23 protein-coding genes are annotated in these 25,492 nt (G+C 35.2%); 7 read left to right on the forward strand and 16 right to left on the reverse strand.

Features of this window, described 5'->3' with window-relative positions; genetic code table 11:
* Window positions 1–148 precede the first annotated feature (148 nt).
* Window positions 149–781 (reverse strand): TrkA C-terminal domain-containing protein, encoded by a 633-nt coding sequence (locus H9636_RS07795; protein WP_191707057.1) that lies wholly within the window; start codon window positions 779–781, stop codon window positions 149–151.
* Between the two features lie 182 nt (window positions 782–963).
* On the opposite strand from H9636_RS07795, the gene H9636_RS07800 reads away from it, so the two are divergent.
* From H9636_RS07800 to H9636_RS07820, 5 genes are all read left to right on the forward strand, one after another.
* The gene (locus H9636_RS07800) at window positions 964–1,728 is read left to right on the forward strand and encodes a MerR family transcriptional regulator (protein WP_191707058.1); all 765 of its coding nucleotides are present in this window, start codon (window positions 964–966) and stop codon (window positions 1,726–1,728) included.
* A gap of 180 nt (window positions 1,729–1,908) precedes the next feature.
* On the forward strand, window positions 1,909–2,991 hold the full coding sequence (locus H9636_RS07805; RefSeq protein WP_191707059.1) for a type III polyketide synthase: 1,083 nt from the start codon (window positions 1,909–1,911) through the stop codon (window positions 2,989–2,991).
* A gap of 1 nt (window position 2,992) precedes the next feature.
* Window positions 2,993–3,562, forward strand: coding sequence for an isoprenylcysteine carboxyl methyltransferase family protein (locus tag H9636_RS07810; RefSeq protein WP_225230134.1), 570 nt, complete (start codon window positions 2,993–2,995; stop codon window positions 3,560–3,562).
* A 403-nt stretch (window positions 3,563–3,965) separates the two neighbouring features.
* The gene (locus tag H9636_RS07815) at window positions 3,966–4,388 is read left to right on the forward strand and encodes a DUF1641 domain-containing protein (RefSeq protein ID WP_191707060.1); all 423 of its coding nucleotides are present in this window, start codon (window positions 3,966–3,968) and stop codon (window positions 4,386–4,388) included.
* A gap of 37 nt (window positions 4,389–4,425) precedes the next feature.
* A complete protein-coding gene (locus tag H9636_RS07820; RefSeq protein ID WP_191707061.1) occupies window positions 4,426–5,610 on the forward strand; it encodes an NAD(P)/FAD-dependent oxidoreductase in 1,185 nt (394 codons plus the stop codon).
* Between the two features lie 47 nt (window positions 5,611–5,657).
* Here the strand turns inward: H9636_RS07820 and H9636_RS07825 are convergent, their stop codons facing one another.
* A complete protein-coding gene (locus H9636_RS07825; RefSeq protein WP_191707062.1) occupies window positions 5,658–6,902 on the reverse strand; it encodes an MFS transporter in 1,245 nt (414 codons plus the stop codon).
* 418 nt (window positions 6,903–7,320) lie between these two features.
* Here H9636_RS07825 and H9636_RS07830 point away from each other — a divergent pair, with 418 nt between their 5' ends.
* Window positions 7,321–8,529, forward strand: coding sequence for an MFS transporter (locus H9636_RS07830; RefSeq protein ID WP_191707063.1), 1,209 nt, complete (start codon window positions 7,321–7,323; stop codon window positions 8,527–8,529).
* A gap of 39 nt (window positions 8,530–8,568) precedes the next feature.
* On the opposite strand, the gene H9636_RS07835 is transcribed toward H9636_RS07830, so the two are convergent.
* From H9636_RS07835 to H9636_RS07900, 14 genes are all read right to left on the reverse strand, one after another.
* A complete protein-coding gene (locus tag H9636_RS07835; protein WP_191707064.1) occupies window positions 8,569–9,177 on the reverse strand; it encodes a DedA family protein in 609 nt (202 codons plus the stop codon).
* Between the two features lie 208 nt (window positions 9,178–9,385).
* Window positions 9,386–10,453 (reverse strand): ribosome small subunit-dependent GTPase A, encoded by a 1,068-nt coding sequence (gene rsgA / locus H9636_RS07840; protein WP_191707065.1) that lies wholly within the window; start codon window positions 10,451–10,453, stop codon window positions 9,386–9,388.
* A 361-nt stretch (window positions 10,454–10,814) separates the two neighbouring features.
* Window positions 10,815–11,723, reverse strand: a complete 909-nt coding sequence (locus H9636_RS07845; protein ID WP_191707066.1) for an ABC transporter ATP-binding protein — start codon at window positions 11,721–11,723, stop codon at window positions 10,815–10,817.
* The gene (locus H9636_RS07850) at window positions 11,713–12,771 is read right to left on the reverse strand and encodes an ABC transporter ATP-binding protein (protein ID WP_225230135.1); all 1,059 of its coding nucleotides are present in this window, start codon (window positions 12,769–12,771) and stop codon (window positions 11,713–11,715) included. The genes H9636_RS07845 and H9636_RS07850 overlap by 11 nt, the downstream gene beginning before the upstream one ends.
* A gap of 15 nt (window positions 12,772–12,786) precedes the next feature.
* The gene (locus tag H9636_RS07855) at window positions 12,787–13,722 is read right to left on the reverse strand and encodes an ABC transporter permease (RefSeq protein ID WP_191707068.1); all 936 of its coding nucleotides are present in this window, start codon (window positions 13,720–13,722) and stop codon (window positions 12,787–12,789) included.
* Window positions 13,722–14,651, reverse strand: a complete 930-nt coding sequence (locus H9636_RS07860; RefSeq protein WP_191707069.1) for an ABC transporter permease — start codon at window positions 14,649–14,651, stop codon at window positions 13,722–13,724. The genes H9636_RS07855 and H9636_RS07860 overlap by 1 nt, the downstream gene beginning before the upstream one ends.
* A 124-nt stretch (window positions 14,652–14,775) precedes the next feature.
* Window positions 14,776–16,398 (reverse strand): peptide ABC transporter substrate-binding protein, encoded by a 1,623-nt coding sequence (locus H9636_RS07865; RefSeq protein WP_191707070.1) that lies wholly within the window; start codon window positions 16,396–16,398, stop codon window positions 14,776–14,778.
* A gap of 568 nt (window positions 16,399–16,966) precedes the next feature.
* Window positions 16,967–17,881: an ABC transporter ATP-binding protein gene (locus H9636_RS07870; protein ID WP_191707071.1), complete on the reverse strand. Its 915-nt coding sequence runs from the start codon at window positions 17,879–17,881 to the stop codon at window positions 16,967–16,969.
* Window positions 17,871–18,926 carry an ABC transporter ATP-binding protein gene (locus H9636_RS07875; RefSeq protein ID WP_191707072.1) on the reverse strand — a complete coding sequence of 352 codons (1,056 nt, stop codon included), beginning with the start codon at window positions 18,924–18,926 and terminating at the stop codon, window positions 17,871–17,873. Before H9636_RS07875 ends, H9636_RS07870 begins: the two co-directional genes overlap by 11 nt.
* 14 nt (window positions 18,927–18,940) lie before the next feature.
* Window positions 18,941–19,876, reverse strand: a complete 936-nt coding sequence (locus H9636_RS07880; RefSeq protein ID WP_191707073.1) for an ABC transporter permease — start codon at window positions 19,874–19,876, stop codon at window positions 18,941–18,943.
* Window positions 19,876–20,805, reverse strand: a complete 930-nt coding sequence (locus H9636_RS07885; RefSeq protein ID WP_191707074.1) for an ABC transporter permease — start codon at window positions 20,803–20,805, stop codon at window positions 19,876–19,878. The genes H9636_RS07880 and H9636_RS07885 overlap by 1 nt, the downstream gene beginning before the upstream one ends.
* A 97-nt stretch (window positions 20,806–20,902) precedes the next feature.
* Window positions 20,903–22,546, reverse strand: coding sequence for a peptide ABC transporter substrate-binding protein (locus tag H9636_RS07890; protein ID WP_191707075.1), 1,644 nt, complete (start codon window positions 22,544–22,546; stop codon window positions 20,903–20,905).
* A gap of 563 nt (window positions 22,547–23,109) precedes the next feature.
* Window positions 23,110–24,105 (reverse strand): HAAS signaling domain-containing protein, encoded by a 996-nt coding sequence (locus H9636_RS07895; RefSeq protein ID WP_191707076.1) that lies wholly within the window; start codon window positions 24,103–24,105, stop codon window positions 23,110–23,112.
* On the reverse strand, window positions 24,092–24,439 hold the full coding sequence (locus H9636_RS07900) for a PadR family transcriptional regulator (protein WP_191707077.1): 348 nt from the start codon (window positions 24,437–24,439) through the stop codon (window positions 24,092–24,094). The genes H9636_RS07895 and H9636_RS07900 overlap by 14 nt, the downstream gene beginning before the upstream one ends.
* 166 nt (window positions 24,440–24,605) lie before the next feature.
* On the opposite strand from H9636_RS07900, the gene H9636_RS07905 reads away from it, so the two are divergent.
* Window positions 24,606–25,376: a TSUP family transporter gene (locus tag H9636_RS07905; protein ID WP_191707078.1), complete on the forward strand. Its 771-nt coding sequence runs from the start codon at window positions 24,606–24,608 to the stop codon at window positions 25,374–25,376.
* Window positions 25,377–25,492 lie beyond the last annotated feature (116 nt).

A 25,492-nucleotide genomic window follows, 5' to 3' on the forward strand; every position in this document is an offset into this window, starting at 1 on the left:
AAAAAGGTTACAACAAAAGTGACAACTTAATGCTAACAAAAGGTTGTTACTTGTGTCAAATTTACAACCTTGTAAACTATTAAGAAGAAAATAGCAAAACTCGTTAAAAAAGCTACAGACGCTATGTCATTAGCATCTGTAGCTTACATTAATTGGGATATAAAAAATTTTGTACTCGCTCTAAACATTCATCATTTCCAATGAAATAAATGATATCGTGATGTTCAAAAGTAGCATATGGACCTGGAGAAATAATTAAATCATTCTCTCTTCGTATACCTACAATGGTAGCTGTTGTATTTTGCCAAAAATTAATCATCCCAATAGACTGAGAAATGTATGGGCAATTTTCTTCTATTTCTACTTGAAAGGGAACAAAGGGATTTACTGATTTAAAACGTTCAGTACGGTTCACAAGCAATTCCGTTGTTTCTTGTAAGACGTTGAGCTCTTCCTTTTGTCTTTTAATACTTTCAAGCATTTCTAATTGAACTTGATAAATAGATTGTACTTCCAAAAATTGATGAGCGAATTGGGCTGCCTTCTCGTATGATTTAATGACAACACCGCTACCTTTTGTAGCTTCCACAATTTCTAAATCCTGTAGAATGGCAATTGCGCGTCTAGCCGTTTCTGCCGATACTCCATATTGGCTTGCCAAAGAGGATCTAGCATATATTTTTTCACCGACTAAATATTTTTTCTCTACAATTTTAGATGCAATATCTGCAGCAATCTTTTGATATTTAGGTTGCTTTACTTGTAGTTTTTTATTTTCCATTTTGATTTACCTTCCGAAGCTTTATTCATTTATTAATGCGCAGTATGGTCTTTGAATCTTATAGTAATCGACAACGAGGTCAAGTAGCTAGTATTTTATTTTACATAATAAAAAAGTTATTATTTATTATTGACATTCTCGTTACGTTAACCTTTATGCTGTTATCAACAGGAGGGATACAAGTGGAGTACACGATTAGTAAATTAGCCAAATTAGCGAATGTTAGTGCTCGAACATTGCGCTATTACGATGAAATTAATTTACTCAAACCAGCAAGAATAAATAGCTCTGGCTACCGAATCTACGGACAAAAGGAAGTCGATCGTCTACAACAAATTCTTTTCTTTCGAGAATTAGATGTTGATTTAGAAACGATTACGACCATTATGAATAACCCAAATTTCAATCAAACACAAGCTTTACAGCGTCATTACAAAGAACTTGTACAGAAACGTGCCCGCCTGGATAAATTAATCGAGACCGTTGAGAAAACGATTGCTCACGAGAAGGGAGAAATTATAATGCAAAACAATGAAAAGTTTGAGGCATTTAAAGATCAATTAATTGCGGAGAATGAACAAAAATACGGTGAGGAAATACGTCAAAAATATGGTAACAACGTAGTAGAAGATTCCAACGCCAAGTTTAAAAATATGTCAAAGGAAGATTACGATAAGATGACTCGATTAGGAGAAGAAATTCTTGAACTTCTTCCTAAAGCTTTCGAAACAGGAGATCCAACATCACCACTGGCTAATGAACTCGCAAAAAAGCATAAAGAGTGGTTAACCTTTACATGGCCTTCTTACTCTAAGGAAGCACATATCGGACTTGCTGAAATGTATGTTGCAGACGAACGCTTTAAAGCATATTACGATAAAGTTATTGATGGTGGAACTGAATTTTTAAGAGACGCCATTACTAATTTCGTTAATCAACAAAAATAACCGATTGTTTAAAGCTAAAAAAACTACGAGCACAGGTGCCAACTTTAGTGTTGGCACCTATTTTTTGCTTAAAGGGAAATTGGCACATTCCCTCATCCGTTTACAAAAAAAGTTTAATATACACTCCTTTTGCATATTTGAATTTGCTATGGAAAGACTATAGTAAAAAGGAGACTTAGTATGCCAAAAATTGCTTCTGTTAGTACATATAATCCACCCTATACTTTAGAACAAGCAAATATAGAACAACTTACTAAAGAACTCTTTCAAGGTAAAATACCGCACCTCGATCGGTTATTGAAAGTGTTCAAAAACGGCGAAATAGAACAGCGTCATTTTTGTGTTCCATTAGAGTGGCACCGTACAGAACACACCTTTGAAGAGCGAAATGAATTATATATTCAGTTAGCGGTTGAATATAGTATAAAAGCTATTGAATCTTGCCTTCAAAATACATCATTTTTAACACAGCCCCTGTCATCTTCCGAAATTGATGCCATTATTTTTGTATCAAGTACCGGTATTTCTACACCAAGTATTGATGCAAGAATAATGAATAAACTAAACTTTTCAGATCGAATTAAACGAATACCAATATGGGGACTTGGTTGTGCTGGTGGGGCATCTGGTCTAAGCCGTGCCTATGACTATTGTTTAGCCCATCCAACGGAAAAAGTACTTGTCGTTTGTGTAGAGCTTTGTAGTTTAACGTTTCAACCAAATGACTATTCAAAAAGTAATTTAGTTGGAGCCTCCCTTTTTGCCGATGGGGTCGCTTGCCTTTTAGTATGCGGTGATGAAACGGTAATAAAAACGAAAAAATTAGTACCTCACATTTTAAATACAGCTTCAAAATGGATGCCCAATTCGGAGGAAGTGATGGGATGGGATTTAAAAAATAATGGGTTACATGTTATTTTCTCGAGAGATATTCCTACTATTATTAATAAATGGTTAGGACCATTTATTGATGATTTTTTACATGAAGAGCATGTGACAAAGGACCAACTGGAATATCTTGTAGCCCATCCTGGAGGAAAAAAAGTATTAAAAGCATACGAACAAACTTTAAACATGACAGAACAACATACCGCTGTTTCTCGGGAAGTGTTACAAAAAAACGGAAATATGTCTTCTCCCACTGTCCACTATGTTTTGGAACAATTTATGCTAAAAGAAACGAATTTAAATTCTTATGGTTTATTAGTTGCCCTAGGGCCCGGCTTTAGTGGAGAAGCAGTATTACTGCAATGGAGGGATTAAATTGTTCATTTTACTATTTATTTCAATTGTCATTTTGCAAAGAATTATTGAAGTTATTATCGCTAAAAGAAATGAGAAAAAAATGTTATCAGTCGGTGCCTATGAAGTGGGAAAATCCCATTATCCTTTTATGATTGCACTCCACGTTAGTTTCTTTATTAGTTTAATTGGTGAAGTGATCATTTTTGAACGTACCATTTCACCATGGTTTTTTTGGTTTTTTTTAGCGTTTTTACTAGTACAAGCTTTAAGAATATGGTGTTTACTTTCCCTTGGACCTTTTTGGAATACAAAAATCATTATACTTCCAGCAGCTAAAGTAATTAAAAAGGGACCTTATTTATTCCTTCGACATCCAAACTATCTCGTTGTATGTATGGAAATTTTACTTCTTCCTTTAATGTTTCAAGCTTATTTCACAGCTATATGTTTCACAATATTGAATTTTATAATGCTATCGGTGCGTATTCCTATTGAAGAAAAGGCACTTATAGAAGCAACTAACTATAGTAAAGCTTTTAATAGGAAAGTATCGACTTCAGTTTCAAATGATTCATCAAATGAATGTTAAATTTTTCATGAACCGTATCATGTAATAACCAAAATTAATATATATTTATTAGAAATTCCATGAAAAAAGTCGTATAATGCAAACTATACAGCACACATAATGACTATTTCACACCAATTTTACCAATTTATTAAATTTTTAGATAATACTATTTTTCATTAAGCTTCTTAGTAATTGCTTTTTTTAGAAAATAATCCATAGTTGTACCATTCCAACTACATTTTTTAGAAAGAACTATGATTTAAAACATATTTATACTATCATGATATACGATGATACAAATTTCACATCATGTAAAAATATAGTTGGATTTCTATTCATGTGTGACTATATGTGAAATGATTTTCAAACTTTTTCTAACTAACAAAATGCATAAAATGCAAAATGTAAAGGAGAATTGGATATGTCAGAAGAATTGACTCAAGCTCAGCAAGCAGTAAGCCAAGGAAAACAAGATTTACTTGATCAATTATTAAAACCTGAAGTTCAGGAATCATTAACGACTTTAGTTGAACAATTACCAAAGTTAACTGAGGTTGTCACTCTATTAACAAAAGCTTATGACTTTGCTCAATTAGTAGCAACCGATGAAGTATTAAAGAGCGATACTGTAAACGCTATTAAAGAAATGTCTGAACCCGTTATCGGTTCAGTTAAAACTCTTGCTGCAACAGCTATTGAGGCGAAAGACCGTGCTGATGCAACAAACGAAAACATCGGTTTATTTGGATTATTAAAATTAATGAAAGATCCAGAAGCTCAAAAACTTTTCCGTTTCGCCAATGCATTTTTAGAAATCCAAGCAGAACGCAAATCACAAAGCTAGTTCACTTTTAAACAATCGTATGGACGGAGGATTAATCATGTCAAAAGAAATCGTCATCTTAGGTGCAGGTTATGGTGGATTATTAACTGCTCTAACATTACGTAAATATTTAAATAAAGATGAAGCAAAAGTTACAGTAGTAAACAAATACCCAACTCATCAGCTTATTACAGAATTACACCGTCTTGCAGGTGGTACTATTTCAGAACCTGCAATTTCGTTCCCTTTAACTAAACTATTTAAAGATAAAGATGTTAATGTAGTTATCCAAGAAGTGAAATCATTCTCAGTTGCCAATAAAGAAGTTTATTTAGCAGATGGTTCTGTATTATCATACGACAACTTAGTTGTTGCCCTTGGTAGCCAAACTGGTTTCTTCGGAATTCCTGGATTAGAAGAAAACAGCATGGTATTAAAATCTGTTGAAGATGCAAATCGTATTAACAAACATATCGAAAGTAAAATTGCTGCTTATGCTAAATCAAAAAATCCTGCAGATGCAACAATCGTTATCGGCGGTGGCGGTCTAACTGGTGTTGAATTAGTTGGTGAAATCGTTGATAACTTCCCGAAAGTTGCTAGAAAATACGGTATCGACTTTAAAGACTTAAACATTAAGTTAGTTGAAGCAGGTCCAAAAATCTTACCAGTACTTCCAGATGACTTAATCCAACGCGCTACTGAAAGCTTATCAGCTCGTGGTGTTGAATTCTTAACTGGCCTTCCTGTTACGGGCGTGGAAGGAAACAAAATTTCATTAAAAGACGGTACGGTAATCGAAGCAAACACATTCATTTGGACAGGTGGCGTTGCAGCTCTTCCTCTTGTTCAAGAATCAGGTTTAGCTTGTGACCGTGGTAAAGCAATCATTAACGAATACTTACAATCTACTTCTCATCCAGAAGTATTTGTTGTAGGTGATGCTTCTGTTGCTTTACCAGCTGATGGTGGTCGTCCACTATTCGCACCTACTGCACAAATTGCATGGCAAATGGGTGAAACTGCTGGTTACAATTTATATGCAACAATCGAAGGTCAAAAACTAGAAGTATTTAGCCCTGTTAACTCTGGTACTCTTGCTAGCCTTGGACGCAAAGATGGTGTAGCAACAGTTGGTGGCAACAATATTCCTTTAAAAGGTCTTCCAGCTTCATTAATGAAAGAAGCAAGTCACGTTCGTTACTTAGCACATATTAAAGCTTTATACGGCTTAGCATACTAATTACACAAAAAAGAAGATTTCGTTAACGAACGAAATCTTCTTTTTATTTATTCTACGTTTTCATTTTGTTTTCCCGCTTCTATTAAAACCTTATTTCCTAATAGGAAGAAGCCTAATATGAAAATGAAAATACCTGTACCAATTAACAGCCATTCAATCGCGATTATATCAGCAATCGGTCCAAATACTAACATTCCCAATGGCATCATGGAAGTTGAGATCATCGTTAATACACCAAAAACTCTACCTAAAAAATCCTGCTCGACCTTTTCTTGAAGTAAAACGGTTGCCGGCGTATTAAACAATGGCATTACCACTCCAACAATGCCCATAAAAATTAAGTAGATCCAAAAAACCGGAACGATTCCTAATAGCAATGTACAAAGTCCAAAAACAAATGCGGATAAAGCCATCGTATGGGTTTTGTTTTTAAATCCTCCCCAAGAAGCAATTATGATCCCACCTACTATCATTCCAATAGAAAAGGCAACCTCAATCGCAGATAAATACCATTCATTTGCTCCAAAGGTTCGCGTTACTTGTAATGGTGTTAAAAAGGAGGCAGGAGCAGCTAACACAAAGAAAAAGGCAAAAAACGTAAAAAATTTCTTTAAAAACGCATGATGATGAATATAGCTTAAACCCTCTTTAAAGTCGTTAAAATATCCAACTTTCTGTAACTCCATTGCTTTTGCATGAGGGGGAATTTTTAAAAAGAATAGCAAAGTGAGTACTGCTACGGCAGCTGTAATCACATCGATAAAGAATATCATTTCTAATGTTGTCACGGACAATAATCCTGCACTAATCATCGGTGAAAGTAACATGACAAATGCCTGTATACTACCATTTGCCCCATTTACTTTTGTCAGTTTATCTTCCGGTACGATTTGAGGCAGTATTGCACCAACTGCTGGGGTTTGTATTCCTGTACCTATCGCTCTTACTGCGTACATAACAAACAATAACCACATCGAATTATAACCATTTAAAAATAAGATGGCTAAAATTAATGTTGAAATCGCAATCATCGAATCCGCTATGATAATTAAATATTTACGATTAAATCGATCTGCCCATACCCCTGCAAAAGGTGCAAGGAAAAAAGTAGGAACAAAACCACATATAATCGAAATTGTCATCATGATTCCTGATTGAGTTGTTAATGTGATATACCACATAATCGCATATTGCACTAAAGATGAACCAAATAGCGATATCGTTTGGCTTCCTAGAAAGAGCGTAATGTTTTTCTTCCAATTTTCATTCATTACCTGTTCATTTTGATTCATTAAATTAAACATCCTTTTCTAATTGATTTTATTTTTGTCAAATCGCTTAGAATCGTTAACTCTAATACTATTCTGAAACCAAAATACAGGTGGATATTTCTAGTTTTAAGTAAATGGATCATTGATTAACAAAATGCCAGTTGATAATACTTATTCAAAGTGAAGACTTTTGAAATAAGTTGTTCGTTAAAAGTTAGACCAATTCCATTTACCCCACAAATCAATTGAGGTTTGAACGTATTTTCATTAACGGTTCGAATTTTGGAAACGTAGTCTAACTGATTGCATTTTGAAACCCTCCATTCCTTTAAGTAAGCCCATTATAGCATAATATTTTCCATAACTATAAATATCTATATGAAAATGAGATGAGAGGGGTATAATTGTAAATACGAGTCAAATATGAAGGTGTGAAAAAATGAGTGATACAAAAGCAACTTTAAACAATCCGATTTATCCTGTTATGATTGCAATTGGAGTAGCCCATTTAATTAATGATACGATGCAATCCGTAGTACCAGCCATGTTCCCACTTCTAGAACGAGATTTAGGTTTATCCTTTACTGAGTTAGGAATTATCTCCTTTGTTTTAAATATGTTTTCTTCTGCTCTTCAACCAGTAGTAGGATTCGTTAGTGATAAAAAACCGATGCCCTTTGCATTACCTATTGGAATGATGAGTTCCTTTGTTGGCTTATTGCTTCTTGTTTTAGCAGAAAGTTATTGGCTTATTTTAATTTCTGTTCTATTTTTAGGTTTTGGTTCAGCTGTTTTCCATCCTGAAGGATCTCGCGTTTCCTTTATGTCCGCTGGGAATAAACGGGGTCTTGCCCAGTCGATTTATCAAGTAGGGGGAAATTCAGGACAAGCCCTTGCGCCATTAATTAGTGCCTTTATTTTAAATGTTTACGGTCAACATGGGGCAGCCATTGTATTACTTTTAGCAGCGATTGGTATTGCCCTCCTTCTCCAAATATCTAGATGGTATATACGACAATTAGAGGCAGAAAAATTGGAGAAAAAAAAGAAAAAAATATTAATTTCATCCTTACCTCCATTAACTAAAAAACAAGTGGGTATTGCACTAGGGTTATTACTTACCATTATATTTGCCCGCTCTTTTTATACAACGAACATTACGAACTTTTACGTTTTTTACTTAATGGACCATTATGATTTAACTTTAAAAACCGGCCAAGTGTTTATATTTATCTTTATGGCCTTTGGTGTGATCGGTACTTTTTTTGGAGGGTCACTTTCTGACCGTATCGGAAGAAAGAACGTGATTATTCTTTCGGTAGTAGGTCCCCTTCCTTTCTGCTTACTATTACCATATATGCCTATTTGGGTTGTACTTATTTTCTTAATTATTATCGGAACGCTTATTATGATTAGTTTCTCCGTTACGGTTGTATATGCCCAAGAATTAGTACCAAGCAAAATTGGGACAATGGCTGGTCTTACAACAGGCTTTGCCTTTGGGATGGGTGCAATTGGTGCGGTCGTTATCGGCTTCTTACTTGATAAAATTGGTATTGAAACGACCATTCAAATCGTTTCCGTTTTACCACTGCTCCTTATCGTTGCATTCTTTTTACCGAAGGACAAAGTTGATAAACCAGTGTAAAAATATTGGAGGCACCTTTTAATTAGGTGCCTCCATTTTTTAACTTCGCATCTTCTTTTGATAAAATCGAATCACGACGACAATGAAAATAATCGCAAGAGCTGCATACGCTATATTTGAATAGATGTCCATATAATGAACGATCGTTTCCCATGATTCTCCGACAGCAGCACCTATGTTTACTAATACCATATTCCAAATTAACGTTCCTAACGTTGTGAGTAAAAGGAAGGTAAAGAAGTTCATTTTCGCTAGACCAGCTGGTAATGAAATTAAGCTACGGATTAAAGGAATAAAGCGGCAGAAGAATACGGTCCATACATCATACTTTTCAAACCAAGAATTGGCTTTATGAATATCTTTGCTTGTGAGACGTAAAACTTTCCCCCATCGATCCACAAATCGTTCGATTCTTTTAATACCAACAAGAGCACCGATTCCATAAAGAATGATTGCCCCTACTACTGAACCAATTGTAGATGCGACAACTACTCCAAAGATAGATAAATCCGTTTGTGTCGTCATAAAACCACCAAAGGTTAAAATAACTTCTGACGGTATTGGAGGAAATAAATTTTCTAACATGATTAATAAGAAAACACCTATGTATCCAAACTCCTCCATAACCGTAGTAATCCAATTTTCCATTCATACTCTCCTTATTTTCATCCATATTTTTTCTTTCATTTATTCTCCTAATTCCAATCTAATGCTACTCTATTATACAACCCTATTCAAATTTTCTTTAAGAAATACATGAATAAAAATGAAAAAAGCCAACGAAAAAAATCGATTGGCTTTATTATATATGACTTTCTTGAAGGAAAATGGTTCCAAAGTAAAAGGATAAAAAATACTAATGCTTTTTCTTAAACCCCTTTGAAATTTGCTTCCATTTTCTCTTTTCAGCTAGTTTTTCTTGGGTATTTGTCTTTCGTTCGATAAAGGCAAGTTCCTTTTGGAGTTTGAAGTAACTTTGTAACCTAGAGAATTCTAAATCCCCGTCATCAATTGCACGAACGACTGCACATCCCGGTTCTTTTTTATGGGTACAGTCTCGATAACGGCAACTTGCTGACAAATCTTCGATATCTTGAAAACTTGAAGCTAAGCTTTCACCTTGATCCCATAATTGCAATTCTCTCATTCCTGGTGTATCAATCAAACACCCACAACCAGGTAAAAATACTAACTCTCTATGAGTTGTTGTATGTCTTCCCTTTGCATCATCTTCCCGAATACCGGATACTTTCATAATATCCTCACCATATAAAGCATTCATTAAAGTAGATTTTCCAGCACCCGAGGAACCTAGCAATGCGCCCGTTACTCCCTCTTTAAAAAATGCTCGGATTTGTTCAATCCCTTCCCCTGTAAAAGAACTTGTAATAAATATATCAACACCTAAGGCAATCGCTTCTGTTTGCTGTATATAATCATCAACATTTTCACATAAATCCGCTTTCGTTAAAACAATGACAGGGGTCGCACCTGAATCCCATGCTGCTATTAAGTAACGTTCTAATCGACGAATGTTAAAATCTGCATTTAAACTCATGACAAGGAAAACGATATCCACATTCGATGCGACGATTTGTTCTTCCACTTTTCTACCGGCAATTTTCCTTGAAAACTGCGACTTCCGTTTAAAGACTTTATGAATGATTGCTCTTTCCTCACCATCCATTTTTTCTACTAACACCCAGTCCCCGACAGCAGGGAAATCCGCTTGAGAATACGATTCATAAGCTAAATGTCCCGCTACTGTTGATAACCACTCGCCTTGCTCTGAAAGTACTCGATAGGAATGTTTATGTTCTAAAAGAACTCTGGCAGGGACACAATTTTTATATTTTTCCTCTTTTAAAAACGAGTTATATTGTTCTTCAAAGTATGTTGTAAAACCTAAAGATTTTAAGTTCAATGGATATTCCTCCTGAATAATGAATTAGCGGTTATTTTCCGCATATTAAAAACCCTTATAAGCTGCGATTTGGCAGTCATAAGGGTTCATCACGTTCAAGAGGTAAATTAAAATACTCCCAAGCCTAATATGCGAGGTCGTTTTAAAATCCATTATTGAGGTGAGTGAAATTAGACAAACCAAATCGCTTTTCAACAATCGAATATATATTTGCCATAATACTACACCTCTCTTTTCTTATTATTCTGTTTATTATATTCTTATTTTCCAGAAATGTCAATTTAAAGTTAGAGTACCATTAGAAGTTCTATTTATCGAAATAATGAAAGGGACATCTCTTTTACGAGAATGTCCCTCCCAATTATTTTGTCCATTTTTTAATTTGACTATCTGAGCCAAGTACAAAATGGCTTGGTAATACTTCATGAACACTTAATTGCTCATCTGTTTCTTCATGTACGTACGGAATTCTTTGGCGTTTTCTTTCCGTTAACGGATCAGGAAGTGGTACCGCTGATAATAGTGATTTTGTATATGGATGAATTGGATTATTGTATATTTCGTTCGCTTCACCGAGCTCTACAATTTTCCCTCTATACATAACAGCGATACGATCACTTATGTACTTCACCATGGATAAATCATGGGCGATAAATAAGTACGTTAAATTACGTTCCTTTTGTAGTTTTTTCAATAAGTTGACTACTTGTGCTTGAATTGAAACGTCTAGAGCTGAGATTGGTTCATCGGCAATAATGAAGCTTGGATTTAAACTTAATGCCCGTGCAATCCCTATCCGTTGACGTTGACCACCGGAAAATTCATGGGCATAACGATTGGCATGTTCTCGGTTTAAACCAACTGCCTCTAATAAATTTCCGATATGTTCACGACGTTCTTTTTTATCTTTATATAGACCATGAATGTCGAAACCTTCACTAATTGCTTCCCCAGCTGTCATACGAGGATTTAATGAAGCATACGGATCTTGGAAGATCATTTGCATTTCTCGGTTAAATTCTTTTAACTCTTTACGAGATTTTCCTGCGTGAATATTTTTCCCTTTAAATAAAATTTCACCGTCCGTTATATCATATAAACGGATAATTGAACGGCCGGTAGTAGACTTCCCACAACCTGATTCCCCTACTAAACCAAGCGTTTCCCCTTCGTAGACGTCAAAACTAATACCATCAACCGCTTTAATCGGGTTAGCTGAAGAACCGAAATATTGTTTTAAGTTTTTTACTTCAAGTAACTTATTTGCCACTCTCTTCAGCCTCCTTTAAATAACCTTCAATTCTTTGTTGAATTGCTTCTGGTACCGGAACTTTTGGTGCATCCGGATGTAATAGCCACGTTTTTGCATAATGAGTTTCAGATACTTGGAACATTGGTGGTTCCATTTCATAATCAATCGCCATCGCAAATTCATTACGCGGCGCAAAAGCATCCCCTTGTGGCGGATGAATTAAGTCTGGCGGTGACCCTGGGATTGTACGTAATTCTTCTTTTACATTATTTTTTAAGTCTGGCATCGAACCTAATAGACCCCATGTATACGGATGTTTCGGATTATAGAAAATATCATTTACTGTTCCATACTCTACGATTTGTCCTGCATACATTACCGCTACTCGATCTGCTACGTTTGCAACAACACCTAAATCGTGGGTGATAAAAATAATCGAAGTATTACTTTTCTTTTGAATATCTTTCATTAATTCTAAAATTTGTGCTTGAATCGTTACGTCAAGAGCTGTTGTCGGTTCATCGGCAATCAATAATTTTGGATCTGCCGCTAACGCGATGGCAATAACAACACGTTGACGCATCCCACCACTAAATTCATGTGGATATTGACGGAAACGTTTCTCTGGCATTGGAATTCCAACAAGCTCTAACAATTTAATCGCGCGCTCTTTTGCTTCAGCCTTTGAAACGTCTTTATTATGTTTCAAAATCACTTCCGTAATTTGTCGTCCTACACGCATTGTCGGATTTAAAGCCGTCATTGGGTCTTGGAAAATCATCGCAATATCGTTTCCTCGAACCTTCGCCATTTCTTTCTCAGATAATGGAACTAAGTCGCGGCCATCAAATAAAATTTGTCCACCTGCATATATTCCAGGCGGCTGAGGAATTAACTTCATAATCGAATTACTCGTAACACTTTTCCCTGAACCGGATTCTCCAACGATTGCTAACGTTTCTCCCTCATACAGTTCAAAGCTTACTCCCCGAACAGCTTGTACAATCCCTGCATATGTTTTGAAGTTAATTTTCAAATCATTAACTTCTAACAATTTTTTACTCATCCTTTTCACCTTCTTCTATTTACGTAATTTTGGATCTAGTGCATCTCGTAATCCGTCCCCAACAGCATTGAATGCGAAAATTGTCAATGAAATAAAGAACGCTGGGAAGAACAGTCGCCACGGTGCTGAAGTTAATGCCTTATTCCCTTCAGAGGCCATCGTACCCCAACTCGCCCTTGGTGCAGGAACACCTAAACCTAAATAACTTAAAAAAGCTTCTGTGAAGATAGCTGACGGAATTGTTAAAGTCATCGTCACTAATATGGCACCTAGTGCATTCGGCACTAAATGACGCATAATTAAATGTCCTGTATTAGCCCCTAAAGTTCTCGCAGCTAAAACGTACTCTTGGTTTTTAATCGATAATACTTCACCACGTACGATACGGGCCATATTAATCCAACCTGTAATCGATAACGCAATAATCATCGGTAATAACCCTGGTTGTAGTACAACTAGTAAAATAATAACGACTAGTAAATAAGGAACAGCAGATAAAACATCGGCAATACGCATCATAATGTTATCTAATCTTCCACCTGCAAGACCTGAAATACTTCCCCATATAACACCGATAATTAAATCAATAATCGCAGCAGTAATCCCGATGAATAAGGAAATACGTGCCCCTTGCCATACACGAACGAAAACATCTCGTCCTAAATCATCCGTACCAAACCAATGGGCAGCTGATGGCGCTGCATTATATAACCCTAATTGTTCCCGGTAACTATAAGGAGAAAAAACTGGTACGAAAATAGCTAATAATGTAATAACAACTAACGCAATTAATCCAAAAATTGCTAATTTATTTTGAGAGAAGCGAAGAATTACCTCTTTCCAAAAGGACACGGATTTATCAGCTAATTTTTCATTTTCATCCGAACGCCCACCGACAATCTTAAATTTGTCCGGTGAAATTTGTTCAAACTGTTGATTGTTTTGTGCCATTATTTTTTCGCTCCTTTCAGCTTTATCCGCGGATCAATTACACTGTATAAAATATCGACGATTAAAACAGCAAATAATAGGATAATAGAATAGAAAACAGTAGTACCCATAATAACGGTATAATCACGGTTCGTAATACTTGTTACGAAGTGTTTTCCTAATCCTGGGATGGCAAAGATTTGTTCAATAATAAAACTACCTGTAACAACCCCAGCAGTTAATGGTCCTAAGTAAGTAACAACCGGTAATAAAGCATTTCGTAACGTATGCTTAAATACTGTTGTCCATTTTCCAAGCCCTTTAGCACGAGCCATTTTTACATAATCACTGCTATTTTGCTCCAACATACTTGAGCGAGTCAGTTTTGCAATGAAACCTGCATGGGTAATAGCAATGGCAAAGGCCGGTAAAATACTATAAATGAACCCTTTCCATCCACTTACAGGGAACATGCCTAATTTGTACGCTAAAAAATATTGCATTAAACCAGCTAATATAAACGAAGGTACCGAAATACCTAAAACTGCAATTGTTGTCGCTAAATAATCTGGCCATCGGTTATGGTAAAGAGCTGCAATAACCCCTAGTAACACGCCCATACCGATCGATAATATCATCGCCTCGATTCCCAATGTTAATGAGATAGGGAAACTTTCTGAAATCATATCATTAGTTGAGCGACCCTTATATTTCATTGATTCTCCGAAATCAAACGTCACAGTATCGATTAAATAATCCTTATATTGAATGTACCAAGGATTATCTAATCCATATTTCGCATTCAGTTGTTCTTCAATTTCTGGTGGGAAATCACGTTCACTTGCGAACGGACTACCCGGAGCAAGTTGCATTAAGAAAAATGTTGCAGTTACGATAATATATAGCGCGATTAGGATATATACTAATCTTTTTAAAATATACTTTAGCAAATATGTCCCCTCCTTTTAGGATAGTTGAAAATAATAAAGGTACAAAAGGCTGCTTTTCATCGATATTCGAATTAAGCAGCCTAAGTACTATTACATAGTAAATAGTAACTTTAAAAAATATTGATTATTTTTCAATATCTACATATTTAAGATACATGTTACCAAGTGCATCTAGTTGCATATTTTTAACGTAGTCTTTCTTAACTGAAAGATTTGTGTAGTAATAAATTGGTGCAACTGGATATTCAGACATAATAATGCTTTCAGCCTGTTTTAACAATTCAAGACGTTTAGCAGGATCTGTTTCACTATTAGACTGTTCAAGTAATTTTGTATATTCTGCATTTTCCCAACCTGTATCATTGTTACCGTTTTCAGCAGAATTGTACATTTCTAAGAATGTGTAACCATCGTTGTAGTCAGCAATCCAACCCATACGTGCGATATTGTAATCTAAGTTTGATACTTTATCTAAGTATACTTGCCACTCTGAGTTATCAAGAGTTACATCGATACCTAGATTTGCACGCCATCCTTCTTGGATGAATTGGGCAATAGCTGCATGAGCTTCACTTGTATTAAATGAAAGTTTTAATTTAAGTTGACTTGGATCAGATAGACCAAGTTCTTTTAAACCTGCATCCAATGCTTTTTTCGCTTCTTCAATATCATTATCTTTGAAGTAACCGCGATCTTCTTCAAATCCTTTGATTGCTGCAGGAACCATACCTAATCCAGGAGTTTGTTCCCCTTTTGTAACATTATCGATTAAACCTTGACGATCAATCGCCAGCGTTAACGCTTTACGGATGTTCACGTTAGCCGTTGGTCCTTCTGTTGTATTAAATTTATACTCATAAATAGAAGCATAATTTGAAATGTTTAAGATTCCTTCTTCTTTATAACGATCGATCACATCTAATCCAACTGTTTGGAATGGAGAACCTAAGAAATCAATTTCACCAGCGTCAAACATTGTTGAAGCAGTTGCTTCGTTTTCTACCATTGAAATATTCACTTTATCTAATGCAACATTTTTAGCATCCCAATAATTTTCGTTTTTCTCTAAAGTAATGGAACCGCTATGTTTCCAATCAGCTAATTTGAATGGTCCGTTTGTTACATAAGATTCGCCAGCTTCTGCATTCCAAGTTTTGTTAGCTTCTGCAGTTGCTTTGTGAATTGGGTAATATGTTTTGAAAGCCGTTAACTCTAAGAAATAAGGAGTTGGGTTTTCTAAAGTAACTTCTAAAGTTTTTTCATCTACTACTTTAATTCCTAAATCTTCTACTGTACCTTTTCCAAGGTTGTAAGCTTGTGCCCCTTTAATTGGGTAAAGTATTGAAGCATACTCTGATGCATTTTCTGGGTTTAATGCAAATTTCCAAGCGTAATCAAAATCTTCTGCAGTAACAGCGTCACCATTTGACCATTTTGCATCACGTAAAGTGAACGTATAAGTTAATTGATCTTCACTTACGTCAATTTTTTCTGCTGCTGCCTCGACAACTTCACCATCTTTGATAGTTGTTAAACCTTCAAATACGTTTTGTAAAATCGCATTAGAAGTACTATCTGTTGCTAATTGTGGGTGTAATGAAGGTGGTTCTGATGGAATAACTAAATTAAGTTCCTTTTCTTCAGATCCACTATCACTACTTTTTTCTGATCCTCCAAAGTTACAAGCTGCTAATACTAAAGATAGAGCTAATAACATTGATAATAGTAGAAAACTATTTTTCTTCATAAAAAATCCTCCTAACTGACTAGTAATATATTTCCCATTTTTCAGTAAACTTTGATTAGTAATTTTCATTTTTCAGAAAATATACGCTTCAATAAATATTATATTAACAAAAAATTATTGCTAAATAAACAAAAATTTTATTTTTCTAAATAATTATTAAAAAATTCTCTGAAAACATTGTTTTTTCTTCTTTTTTTACCATTTTCTGTATCGAATAATTCAGAATATTTCAATTATAATAGTTATTATTGTTTTCTGAATATAATGAATCGTTTAAATTTTCGATAATAAATTATCGGAATAATAATAATTTTCTACTATATCAAAACGATTTTTTTATCCATCAAAGCTAGTAATTTTATCTTAAATAAAGGGTGTCTTTCATACTATTTCCCATCCATTTAAATACCCAATTCTACATAAACTTAATGAAGTAATTTGTTTGGTAATCTTTTTCTATTAAAAAACATAAAAAAATCATTCCTCTCTGACAATGTATGGTTCCATACAAAACAGGAGAGGAATGATTTTTCATTTCCCTTCGATATTCTATTAAAAGTTTTTTTCACTATCGCCTTTTATTCCATTTATTCATTTGACTTTCCGTTCCATAAACAAAATGTTTTGGAAGGACCTCATGAAGCTTTGCAGATTCATCTGTTTCCTCATGTACATAAGGAATTCTTTCACGTACTCTTTCTGTTAGTGGATCTGGAAGTGGAACTGCGGAAAGTAATGATTTTGTATATGGATGGATAGGATTATTATAAATTTCATCAGATTCACCAAGCTCTACAATTTTCCCTCTATACATTACTGCAATACGATCACTAATATACTTCACCATGGATAAATCATGGGCGATAAATAAGTACGTTAAGTTACGTTCCTTTTGTATTCTTTTCAATAAATTTACAACTTGTGCTTGAATCGATACGTCTAGTGCTGAAATTGGTTCATCGGCAATAATAAAGCTTGGATTTAAACTTAATGCCCGTGCAATCCCTATCCGTTGACGTTGACCACCGGAAAATTCATGGGCATAACGATTGGCATGTTCTCGGTTTAAACCAACTGCCTCTAGTAAATTTCCGATATGTTCACGACGTTCTTTTTTATCTTTATAAAGACCATGAATGTCGAAACCTTCACTAATCGCTTCCCCAGCCGTCATACGTGGATTTAATGAAGCGTACGGATCTTGGAAGATCATTTGCATTTCACGGTTAAATTCTTTTAACTCTTTACGAGATTTTCCTGCATGAATATTTTTCCCTTTAAAGAGTATTTCTCCATCCGTTATGTCGTAAAGACGGATAATGGATCTTCCCGTTGTAGATTTACCACATCCCGATTCACCAACTAACCCTAATGTTTCCCCTTCATATATATCAAAGCTAATTCCATCTACAGCTTTTATCGGATTATTAGGAGAACCAAAATACTGTTTTAAGTTTTTTACTTCAAGCAACTTATTTGCCATCATCTTGCTCCTCCTTTAAATAACCTTCTATTCTACGCGCAATCTCTTCTGGTATAGGTATTTTCGGAGCATCTGGGTGTAATAGCCACGTTTTTGCATAATGGGTTTCGGATACTTGGAACATTGGCGGTTCCATTTCATAATCAATCGCCATCGCAAATTCATTACGCGGCGCAAAAGCGTCTCCTTGAGGTGGATGAATTAAATCTGGTGGTGAACCTGGAATTGTTCGCAATTCTTCTTTTACATTGTTTTTCAAGTCTGGCATCGAACCTAAAAGCCCCCATGTATATGGATGTTTCGGATTATAGAAAATATCATTTACCGTTCCATATTCAACAATTTGTCCTGCATACATAACCGCTACTCGATCTGCTACATTCGCTACGACACCTAAATCGTGGGTAATGAATATTATCGATGTTTTACTTTTCTTTTGAATGTCTTTCATTAATTCTAAAATTTGCGCTTGAATCGTTACGTCAAGAGCTGTTGTCGGTTCATCGGCAATCAATAATTTTGGGTCTGCCGCTAACGCGATGGCAATAACGACACGTTGACGCATCCCACCACTAAATTCATGTGGATATTGACGGAAACGTTTTTCTGGCATTGGGATTCCAACTAATTCTAACAATTTCAATGCTCTATCCTTTGCCTCAGAACTCGAAATCTTTTTATGTTTTAAAATCACTTCTGTAATTTGTCTTCCCACCCTCATCGTAGGGTTTAGGGCGGTCATCGGATCTTGGAAAATCATCGCAATATCATTTCCCCGAACCTTTGACATTTCTTTCTCTGATAATGGAATTAAGTCCCGACCTTCTAATACTATTTGTCCACCCGCATATACTCCTGGAGGCTGTGGTATGAGCTTCATAATCGCATTACTTGTAACACTTTTCCCTGAACCGGATTCCCCAACAATCGCTAACGTTTCTCCCTCATACAGTTCAAAGCTTACTCCTCGAACCGCTTGTACTACTCCCGCATACGTTTTAAAATTTATTTTCAAGTCATTTACTTCTAATAACTTTTTTGTCATCTTTTCACCTTCTTCTATTTACGTAATTTTGGATCGAGGGCATCACGTAATCCGTCCCCAACAGCATTAAATGCAAAAATTGTTAATGAGATAAAGAACGCTGGGAAGAACAGTCGCCATGGTGCTGAAGTTAATGCCTTATTCCCTTCAGAGGCCATCGTACCCCAACTTGCCCTTGGTGCAGGAACACCTAAACCTAAATAACTTAAAAAGGCTTCTGTGAAGATAGCTGACGGAATCGTTAAAGTCATCGTCACTAATATGGCACCTAGGGCATTCGGTACAAGATGCCTTTTAATTAAATGCCAAGTATTTGCACCAAGAGTACGGGCAGCTAGCACATATTCTTGATTTTTAATTGATAATACTTCACCACGTACGATACGAGCCATATTAATCCAACCTGTAATCGATAACGCAATAATCATCGGCAATAGACCTGGTTGTAGTACAACTAGCAAAATAATAACGACTAGTAAATAAGGAACAGCAGATAAAACATCGGCAATACGCATCATAATGTTATCCAACCTTCCACCTGCAAGGCCTGAAATACTTCCCCATAAAACACCGATAATTAAATCAATAATCGCAGCAGTAATCCCGATGAATAAGGAAATACGTGCCCCTTGCCATACACGAACGAAAACATCTCGTCCTAAATCATCCGTACCAAACCAATGGGCAGCTGATGGCGCTGCATTATATAACCCTAATTGTTCCCGGTAACTATAAGGAGAAAAAACTGGTACGAAAATAGCTAATAATGCAATAACGAATAACGCGATTAACCCAAAAATCGCTAATTTATTTTGAGAGAAGCGAAGCACCACCTCTTTCCAAAAAGACACGGATTTATCAGCTAATTTTTCATTTTCATCCGAACGGCCGCCGACAATTTTAAACTTATCCGGTGAAATTTGTTCAAATGATTGGTCGTTTTGTGCCATTATTTTTTCGCTCCTTTCAGCTTTATCCGCGGATCAATTACACTGTATAAAATATCGACAATTAAAACTGCAAATAATAGGATAATAGAATAGAAGACAGTAGTACCCATAATAACGGTATAATCACGATTCGTAATACTTGTAACGAAGTGTCTTCCTAATCCTGGGATAGCAAAAATTTGTTCAACAATAAAGCTTCCCGTTACAACTCCAGCTGTAAGCGGGCCTAAATATGTAACAACTGGTAGCAATGCATTTCTTAACGTATGGCGGAATACGGTCGTCCATTTTCCAAGACCTTTAGCACGAGCCATTTTTACATAATCACTATTTCCTTGTTCAAGCATACTAGAACGTATCAATTTCGCTATAAAACCTGCATGGGTAATAGCAATTGCGAGGGCTGGTAAAATACTATAGTTAAACCCTTTCCACCCACTTACAGGAAACATGCCTAATTTGTACGCTAAAAAATATTGCATTAAACCAGCTAATATAAATGAAGGTACTGAAATACCTAGAACGGCAATTGTTGTCGCTAAATAATCTGGCCAACGATTATGGTATAGAGCTGCAATTACTCCTAGTAAAACACCTAAACCGATCGATAATATCATCGCTTCGATTCCCAATGTTAATGAAATAGGAAAACTTTCTGAAATAATATCGTTAGTAGAACGACCTTTATATTTCATCGATTCACCAAAATCAAAGCTAATGGTATCTACTAAATAATCTTTATATTGAATATACCAAGGATTATCTAATCCATACTTTGCGTTTAATTGGGCTTCTATTTCCGCTGGAAAATCCCGTTCACTAGCAAACGGACTACCGGGTGCTAATTTCATTAAAAAGAATGTAGCTGAAACGATAATAAATAAAGCAATGAGTATATAAATTAATCGCTTAAAAATATACCGCAACATTATTTTCCCCTCCTTTTCATATTAAAAGGCTGCTCTGAATCGATTACTCGATAGAAAGCAGCCTCAAATGTTAGTAACCTTTTCCTAATTTAATAGATTATTTTTCAATATCTACATATTTTAAGTACATGTTACCAAGTGCATTTTGTTCCATATTTTTAACGTAGTCTTTCTTAACTGAAAGATTTGTGTAGTAATAAATTGGTGCAACCGGAGTTTCAGACATAATAATGCTTTCAGCCTGTTTCAACAATTCAAGACGTTTAGCAGGATCTGTTTCAGCATTAGACTGTTTAAGTAACTCTGCATATTCTGCATTTTCCCAACCAGTATCGTTGTTACCGTTTTCTGCAGAATCGTACATTTCTAAGAATGTGTAAGCATCGTTATAGTCTGCAATCCAACCTAAACGGCCAATTTGGAAATCTAGGTTACTTAACTTATCTAGGAACACTTGCCACTCTGAGTTATCAAGAGTTACTTCGATACCTAGATTTGTACGCCAACCTTCTTGAATGAATTGGGCAATCGCAGCATGAGCTTCACTCGTGTTAAATGAAAGTTTTAGTTTCAGTTCGCTTGGATCAGATAGACCAAGTTCTTTTAAACCTGCATCTAATGCTTTTCTCGCTTCTTCAATATCATTATCTTTCATGTAACCACGATCTTCTTCAAAACCTTTTACCGCTGAAGGAACCATACCTAATGCAGGCGTTTGTTCCCCTTTTGTAACGTTATCGATTAAACCTTGACGATCAATTGCCAGCGTTAACGCTTTACGGATGTTCGCGTTCGCTGTTGGACCTTCTGTTGTATTAAATTTATATACATAAATAGCAGCATGATCCGAAATGTTTAAAATTCCTTCTTCTTTATAACGATCGATCACATCTAATCCAATTGTTTGGAATGGAGAACCGATCCAATCAATTTCACCAGCATCAAACATTGTTGCTGTAGTTGTTTCAGATTCAACCATCGAAATGTTCACTTTATCTAAAGCAACTTTGTCAGCTTCCCAATAATTTTCATTTTTCTCTAAAGTAATGGAACCGCTATGTTGCCAGTCCGTTAATTTGAATGGACCGTTTGTTACATAAGAATCACCAGCTTCAGCATACCAAGTTTTGTTAGCTTCTGCAGTTGCTTTGTGAATTGGATAATATGTTTTAAATGCAGTTAACTCTAAGAAATAAGGAGTTGGGTTTTCTAAAGTAACTTCCAAAGTTTTTTCATCTATTACTTTAATTCCTAAATCTTCTACTTTTCCTTCTCCAAGGTTATAAGCTTGTGCACCTTTAATTGGGTACAGAATTGATGCATACTCAGATGCATTTTTAGGATCTAAAGCAAATTTCCAAGCATATTCGAAATCTTCAGCAGTGACAGGGTCACCATTTGACCATTTTGCATCACGTAAAGTGAACGTATAAGTTAATTGATCTTCACTAACGTCAATTTTCTCTGCTGCTGCCTCGATAGCTTCGCCATCTTTAAGAGTAGTTAAACCTTCAAATACGTTTTGTAAAATTGCATTCGAAGTACTATCTGTTGCTAATTGTGGATGTAATGAAGGTGGTTCTGATGGAATGACTAAGTTCAGTTCTTTTGAACCGCCCTCTTCAGAAGCTCCTTCTTTTGTATCATCTGTAGATTCTTTTTCAGAGCCGAAGTTACAAGCTGCTAATACTAGAGTTAAAGCTAGTAACATCAACATTAAAAATAGATTTCTTTTTTTCACGAGAATCCCCCTTTTTTGTTTATTCCCTATTTTCAGATAATAGGATTAACATAAACATCATAGCAAAGATTTTTTTATAAATAAACTAAAAATTCATTTTTCTAAGAAAATTTAAATAAATCACTATCCTAATATAATTGCTATTATTCTGACAGTTTATCTATCTATTACTTTGAATTGCGAATATATCGAAGGAATAAAAACTATTTCTTAAAAAGCATATTCATTAAAACATACGATTATACAAAGGTTTTCATTCTAATTTCAGAATATTCAATTAATATAAAGTGTTAATACTTATCCCGTAATTCCACTTCGCAAATGTTAAAAAATGTAAAATAGTACTATAGAAATGTTTTATTAGGAAAAATACATTTTTTTAAAATTTTCCGCCACTTTGTTAAGGAAAAATGTTTAGTACAAACTGAATGCAAGTAGGAAAAAAGGATTATGAAAGGTTGATTAAACCCCCATCTCCTTAAAAACCATTCAATCATGAAGGAAATATCCCTTTCAAAACAATAATATCAAGGTGTCTTAAAAAGCCAAGACACCCCTTCTTTTTACCGGCTATTTGCTTTTCTAAAACCATCCACACAATTCCAAATCGAGAAGATAGGAAATAGCATGACCGCCATGATAATAAACTTCCTCACATCTTCACTTGAAATAGTAAAATTATCCGCTAAATATGTTAAGAAATCGGGATTAAATAAGTTAGGATGAATTATAACGATAATTAACACAATCGATCCAATCACTTCCCGCAGAACATTTAACATGGCAACCTTCTTCGTCCATTGCCCCTTAAACAATTGATATAGGGCTAATGCAATCTCCGCCCCGATAACGATGACAACTAATGACGAAAATGAATTTAATACATCTTGATTCAAGGAAGGCATAATGAATGTAAGACCTTCATCTGTTTTTTCATATACTCCTACTAAATGGCTGGCAAAAAAGTAAAATGTTGCCCAAATAGCAGTCCATAATAAACTAACGAATATATATCTTTTTGAAATGGCTCTTTTCTTTGGAATATAAACTATATTTTTTAAGTCATCTGAGGTCCATTTATTTAAACTCATTGTCCGTGGTTGGTTATCCTTTATCCCATCTACCCGTTCCACTATAGCAAACATTACTGTTAGCCAAAAGAATACTTGGATGAATACTTCTATAATTCTCCAAATGCTAAGAACGAAAATATCCAGTGCAACATTAAGTACTGTATCTCCCCGTTCAAATGCTAAAAATTGTGTTGCCGCTACAGAAATTAAAGCAATTACTGCGGCAATTGGAACAATCATTTTCAGAAACGAAATATAAAGATCAAAATACTTTGGTCCGATTAGATGCATTGGACGGTCACTATAATTACTTGCTAAAGTAGCAGGGTTCCCTAGTTGATCTAGCACTTGTTTTATATCTTTTTCCGAATGTCCCTCTGGCAGCATATCCTCTATACTAGATTTCAACTCTAACCCAATATCTTCACGACTTTTTTCTGGTAACCTTCGTGTCACTTCATGAATGTATACATCAATCAAATTCACTTAAACCATCTCCTTTCAGCAATTTGTATAATTGTTTAGAATTACTCAGCCATTCATTTTTTAACTCTTTATAAACTTCTAACCCGTAATCTGTTAATATATAATATTTCCTCGGCCTTGCTTCCGTCGTATCCCAACTACTCTCAACAAGCTGTTGTTTCTCCAATCGACGGAGTAATGGATATAACGTACTTTGCTCGATTGTAACCCCAGAACCTTCTAGTGACTGGACTAACGAATAACCATACTGTTGCGTTTGTAATTGACTTAAAACAGCCAAAGTCAATGTACCTCTTCTTAATTCAGTGCTTAATGAATCCAGTAAATTGCTCAAAATGCCACCCCCTACTATATATACTATGCGTTATACAGTGTATATGATACAGTATTATGATACAAATTATATTATTTAATTAGTTGAAAATTTTTAACAACCGGCTATTTACTTCCACTTTATTTTCCTATACGATTTCTGTTGTATAGAGAAAGAAGGTTGTAGGATGCTATTTGACTTGGATTTATCACTCATTATTATTTTATTTCTGTTCGGATTTTTAGCTGCCTTTATCGATTCTGTCGTAGGCGGAGGGGGAATTATTTCGTTGCCAGCGCTCATGTTTACGGGGTTAAGCCCATCAGCAGCCGTAGCCACAAATAAGTTAGCTGGTACTTTAGGTTCTTTAACGAGTACGATTACTTTTTATCGTTCTGGAAATATTGATCTAAAACCAATCGCTAAAATTTTCCCAATTGTCTTTATTGCATCTGCTTTTGGGGCATGGACGGTACATTTAATGGATCCAAATGTATTAAAACCATTAATGTTAATCATGTTAGCAGCTGTCGCTGTCTACACTTTTTTTAAAAAAGATTGGGGAAATATATCTACATATAAAAAACTATCTCCTAAAAAATATATAGGCTTTATTGCCCTCGTTGCGGCTATAGGATTTTACGATGGCTTTCTAGGTCCTGGTACTGGTTCCTTTCTTATCTTCGCTTTTCTTATGATTGGATTTGACTTTTTAAAAGCTGCCGGAAACTCAAAGCTGTTAAACTTTGCAAGTAATATCGGAGCCCTTGTCATGTTTCTATTTTTAGGGCAAATTAATTTTGCTTACGGTCTTATTATGGGGGTAGCGCAAATTATCGGAGCAATTTGTGGCTCTAAATTTGCTATTAAACAAGGTAGTGGATATGTAAGAATATTATTTATCACCGTAACCGTACTTCTATTAGCTAAAAATACATATGATTATTTTGCTAATTAAACAAAAATAAAATCGAGATGCCCTAAAGCAATCTCGATTCAGATTGTCGACAAAAGGCCTTCAGAATGGTCACATTCTGAAGGCCTTTTGTAATTTTGAACGTTTTTCGGGTATTT

It is taken from the genome of Ureibacillus galli, from assembly GCF_014836845.1.
GTDB classification, from domain to species: Bacteria; Bacillota; Bacilli; order Bacillales_A; family Planococcaceae; genus Ureibacillus; species Ureibacillus galli.

What these genes read in the sequence shown, in the direction of transcription:
- H9636_RS07850 (WP_225230135.1), bottom strand. Translation starts at nt 12,771, where the DNA reads ATGAGTAAAAAATTGTTAGAAGTTAATGATTTGAAAATTAACTTCAAA.
- H9636_RS07805 (WP_191707059.1), top strand. Translation starts at nt 1,909, where the DNA reads ATGCCAAAAATTGCTTCTGTTAGTACATATAATCCACCCTATACTTTA.
- H9636_RS07815 (WP_191707060.1), top strand. Translation starts at nt 3,966, where the DNA reads ATGTCAGAAGAATTGACTCAAGCTCAGCAAGCAGTAAGCCAAGGAAAA.
- H9636_RS07885 (WP_191707074.1), bottom strand. Translation starts at nt 20,805, where the DNA reads ATGTTGCGGTATATTTTTAAGCGATTAATTTATATACTCATTGCTTTA.
- H9636_RS07865 (WP_191707070.1), bottom strand. Translation starts at nt 16,398, where the DNA reads ATGAAGAAAAATAGTTTTCTACTATTATCAATGTTATTAGCTCTATCT.
- H9636_RS07875 (WP_191707072.1), bottom strand. Translation starts at nt 18,926, where the DNA reads ATGACAAAAAAGTTATTAGAAGTAAATGACTTGAAAATAAATTTTAAA.
- H9636_RS07830 (WP_191707063.1), top strand. Translation starts at nt 7,321, where the DNA reads ATGAGTGATACAAAAGCAACTTTAAACAATCCGATTTATCCTGTTATG.
- H9636_RS07795 (WP_191707057.1), bottom strand. Translation starts at nt 781, where the DNA reads ATGGAAAATAAAAAACTACAAGTAAAGCAACCTAAATATCAAAAGATT.
- H9636_RS07825 (WP_191707062.1), bottom strand. Translation starts at nt 6,902, where the DNA reads ATGAATCAAAATGAACAGGTAATGAATGAAAATTGGAAGAAAAACATT.
- H9636_RS07835 (WP_191707064.1), bottom strand. Translation starts at nt 9,177, where the DNA reads ATGGAAAATTGGATTACTACGGTTATGGAGGAGTTTGGATACATAGGT.
- H9636_RS07870 (WP_191707071.1), bottom strand. Translation starts at nt 17,881, where the DNA reads ATGGCAAATAAGTTGCTTGAAGTAAAAAACTTAAAACAGTATTTTGGT.
- H9636_RS07820 (WP_191707061.1), top strand. Translation starts at nt 4,426, where the DNA reads ATGTCAAAAGAAATCGTCATCTTAGGTGCAGGTTATGGTGGATTATTA.
- H9636_RS07880 (WP_191707073.1), bottom strand. Translation starts at nt 19,876, where the DNA reads ATGGCACAAAACGACCAATCATTTGAACAAATTTCACCGGATAAGTTT.
- H9636_RS07905 (WP_191707078.1), top strand. Translation starts at nt 24,606, where the DNA reads ATGCTATTTGACTTGGATTTATCACTCATTATTATTTTATTTCTGTTC.
- H9636_RS07855 (WP_191707068.1), bottom strand. Translation starts at nt 13,722, where the DNA reads ATGGCACAAAACAATCAACAGTTTGAACAAATTTCACCGGACAAATTT.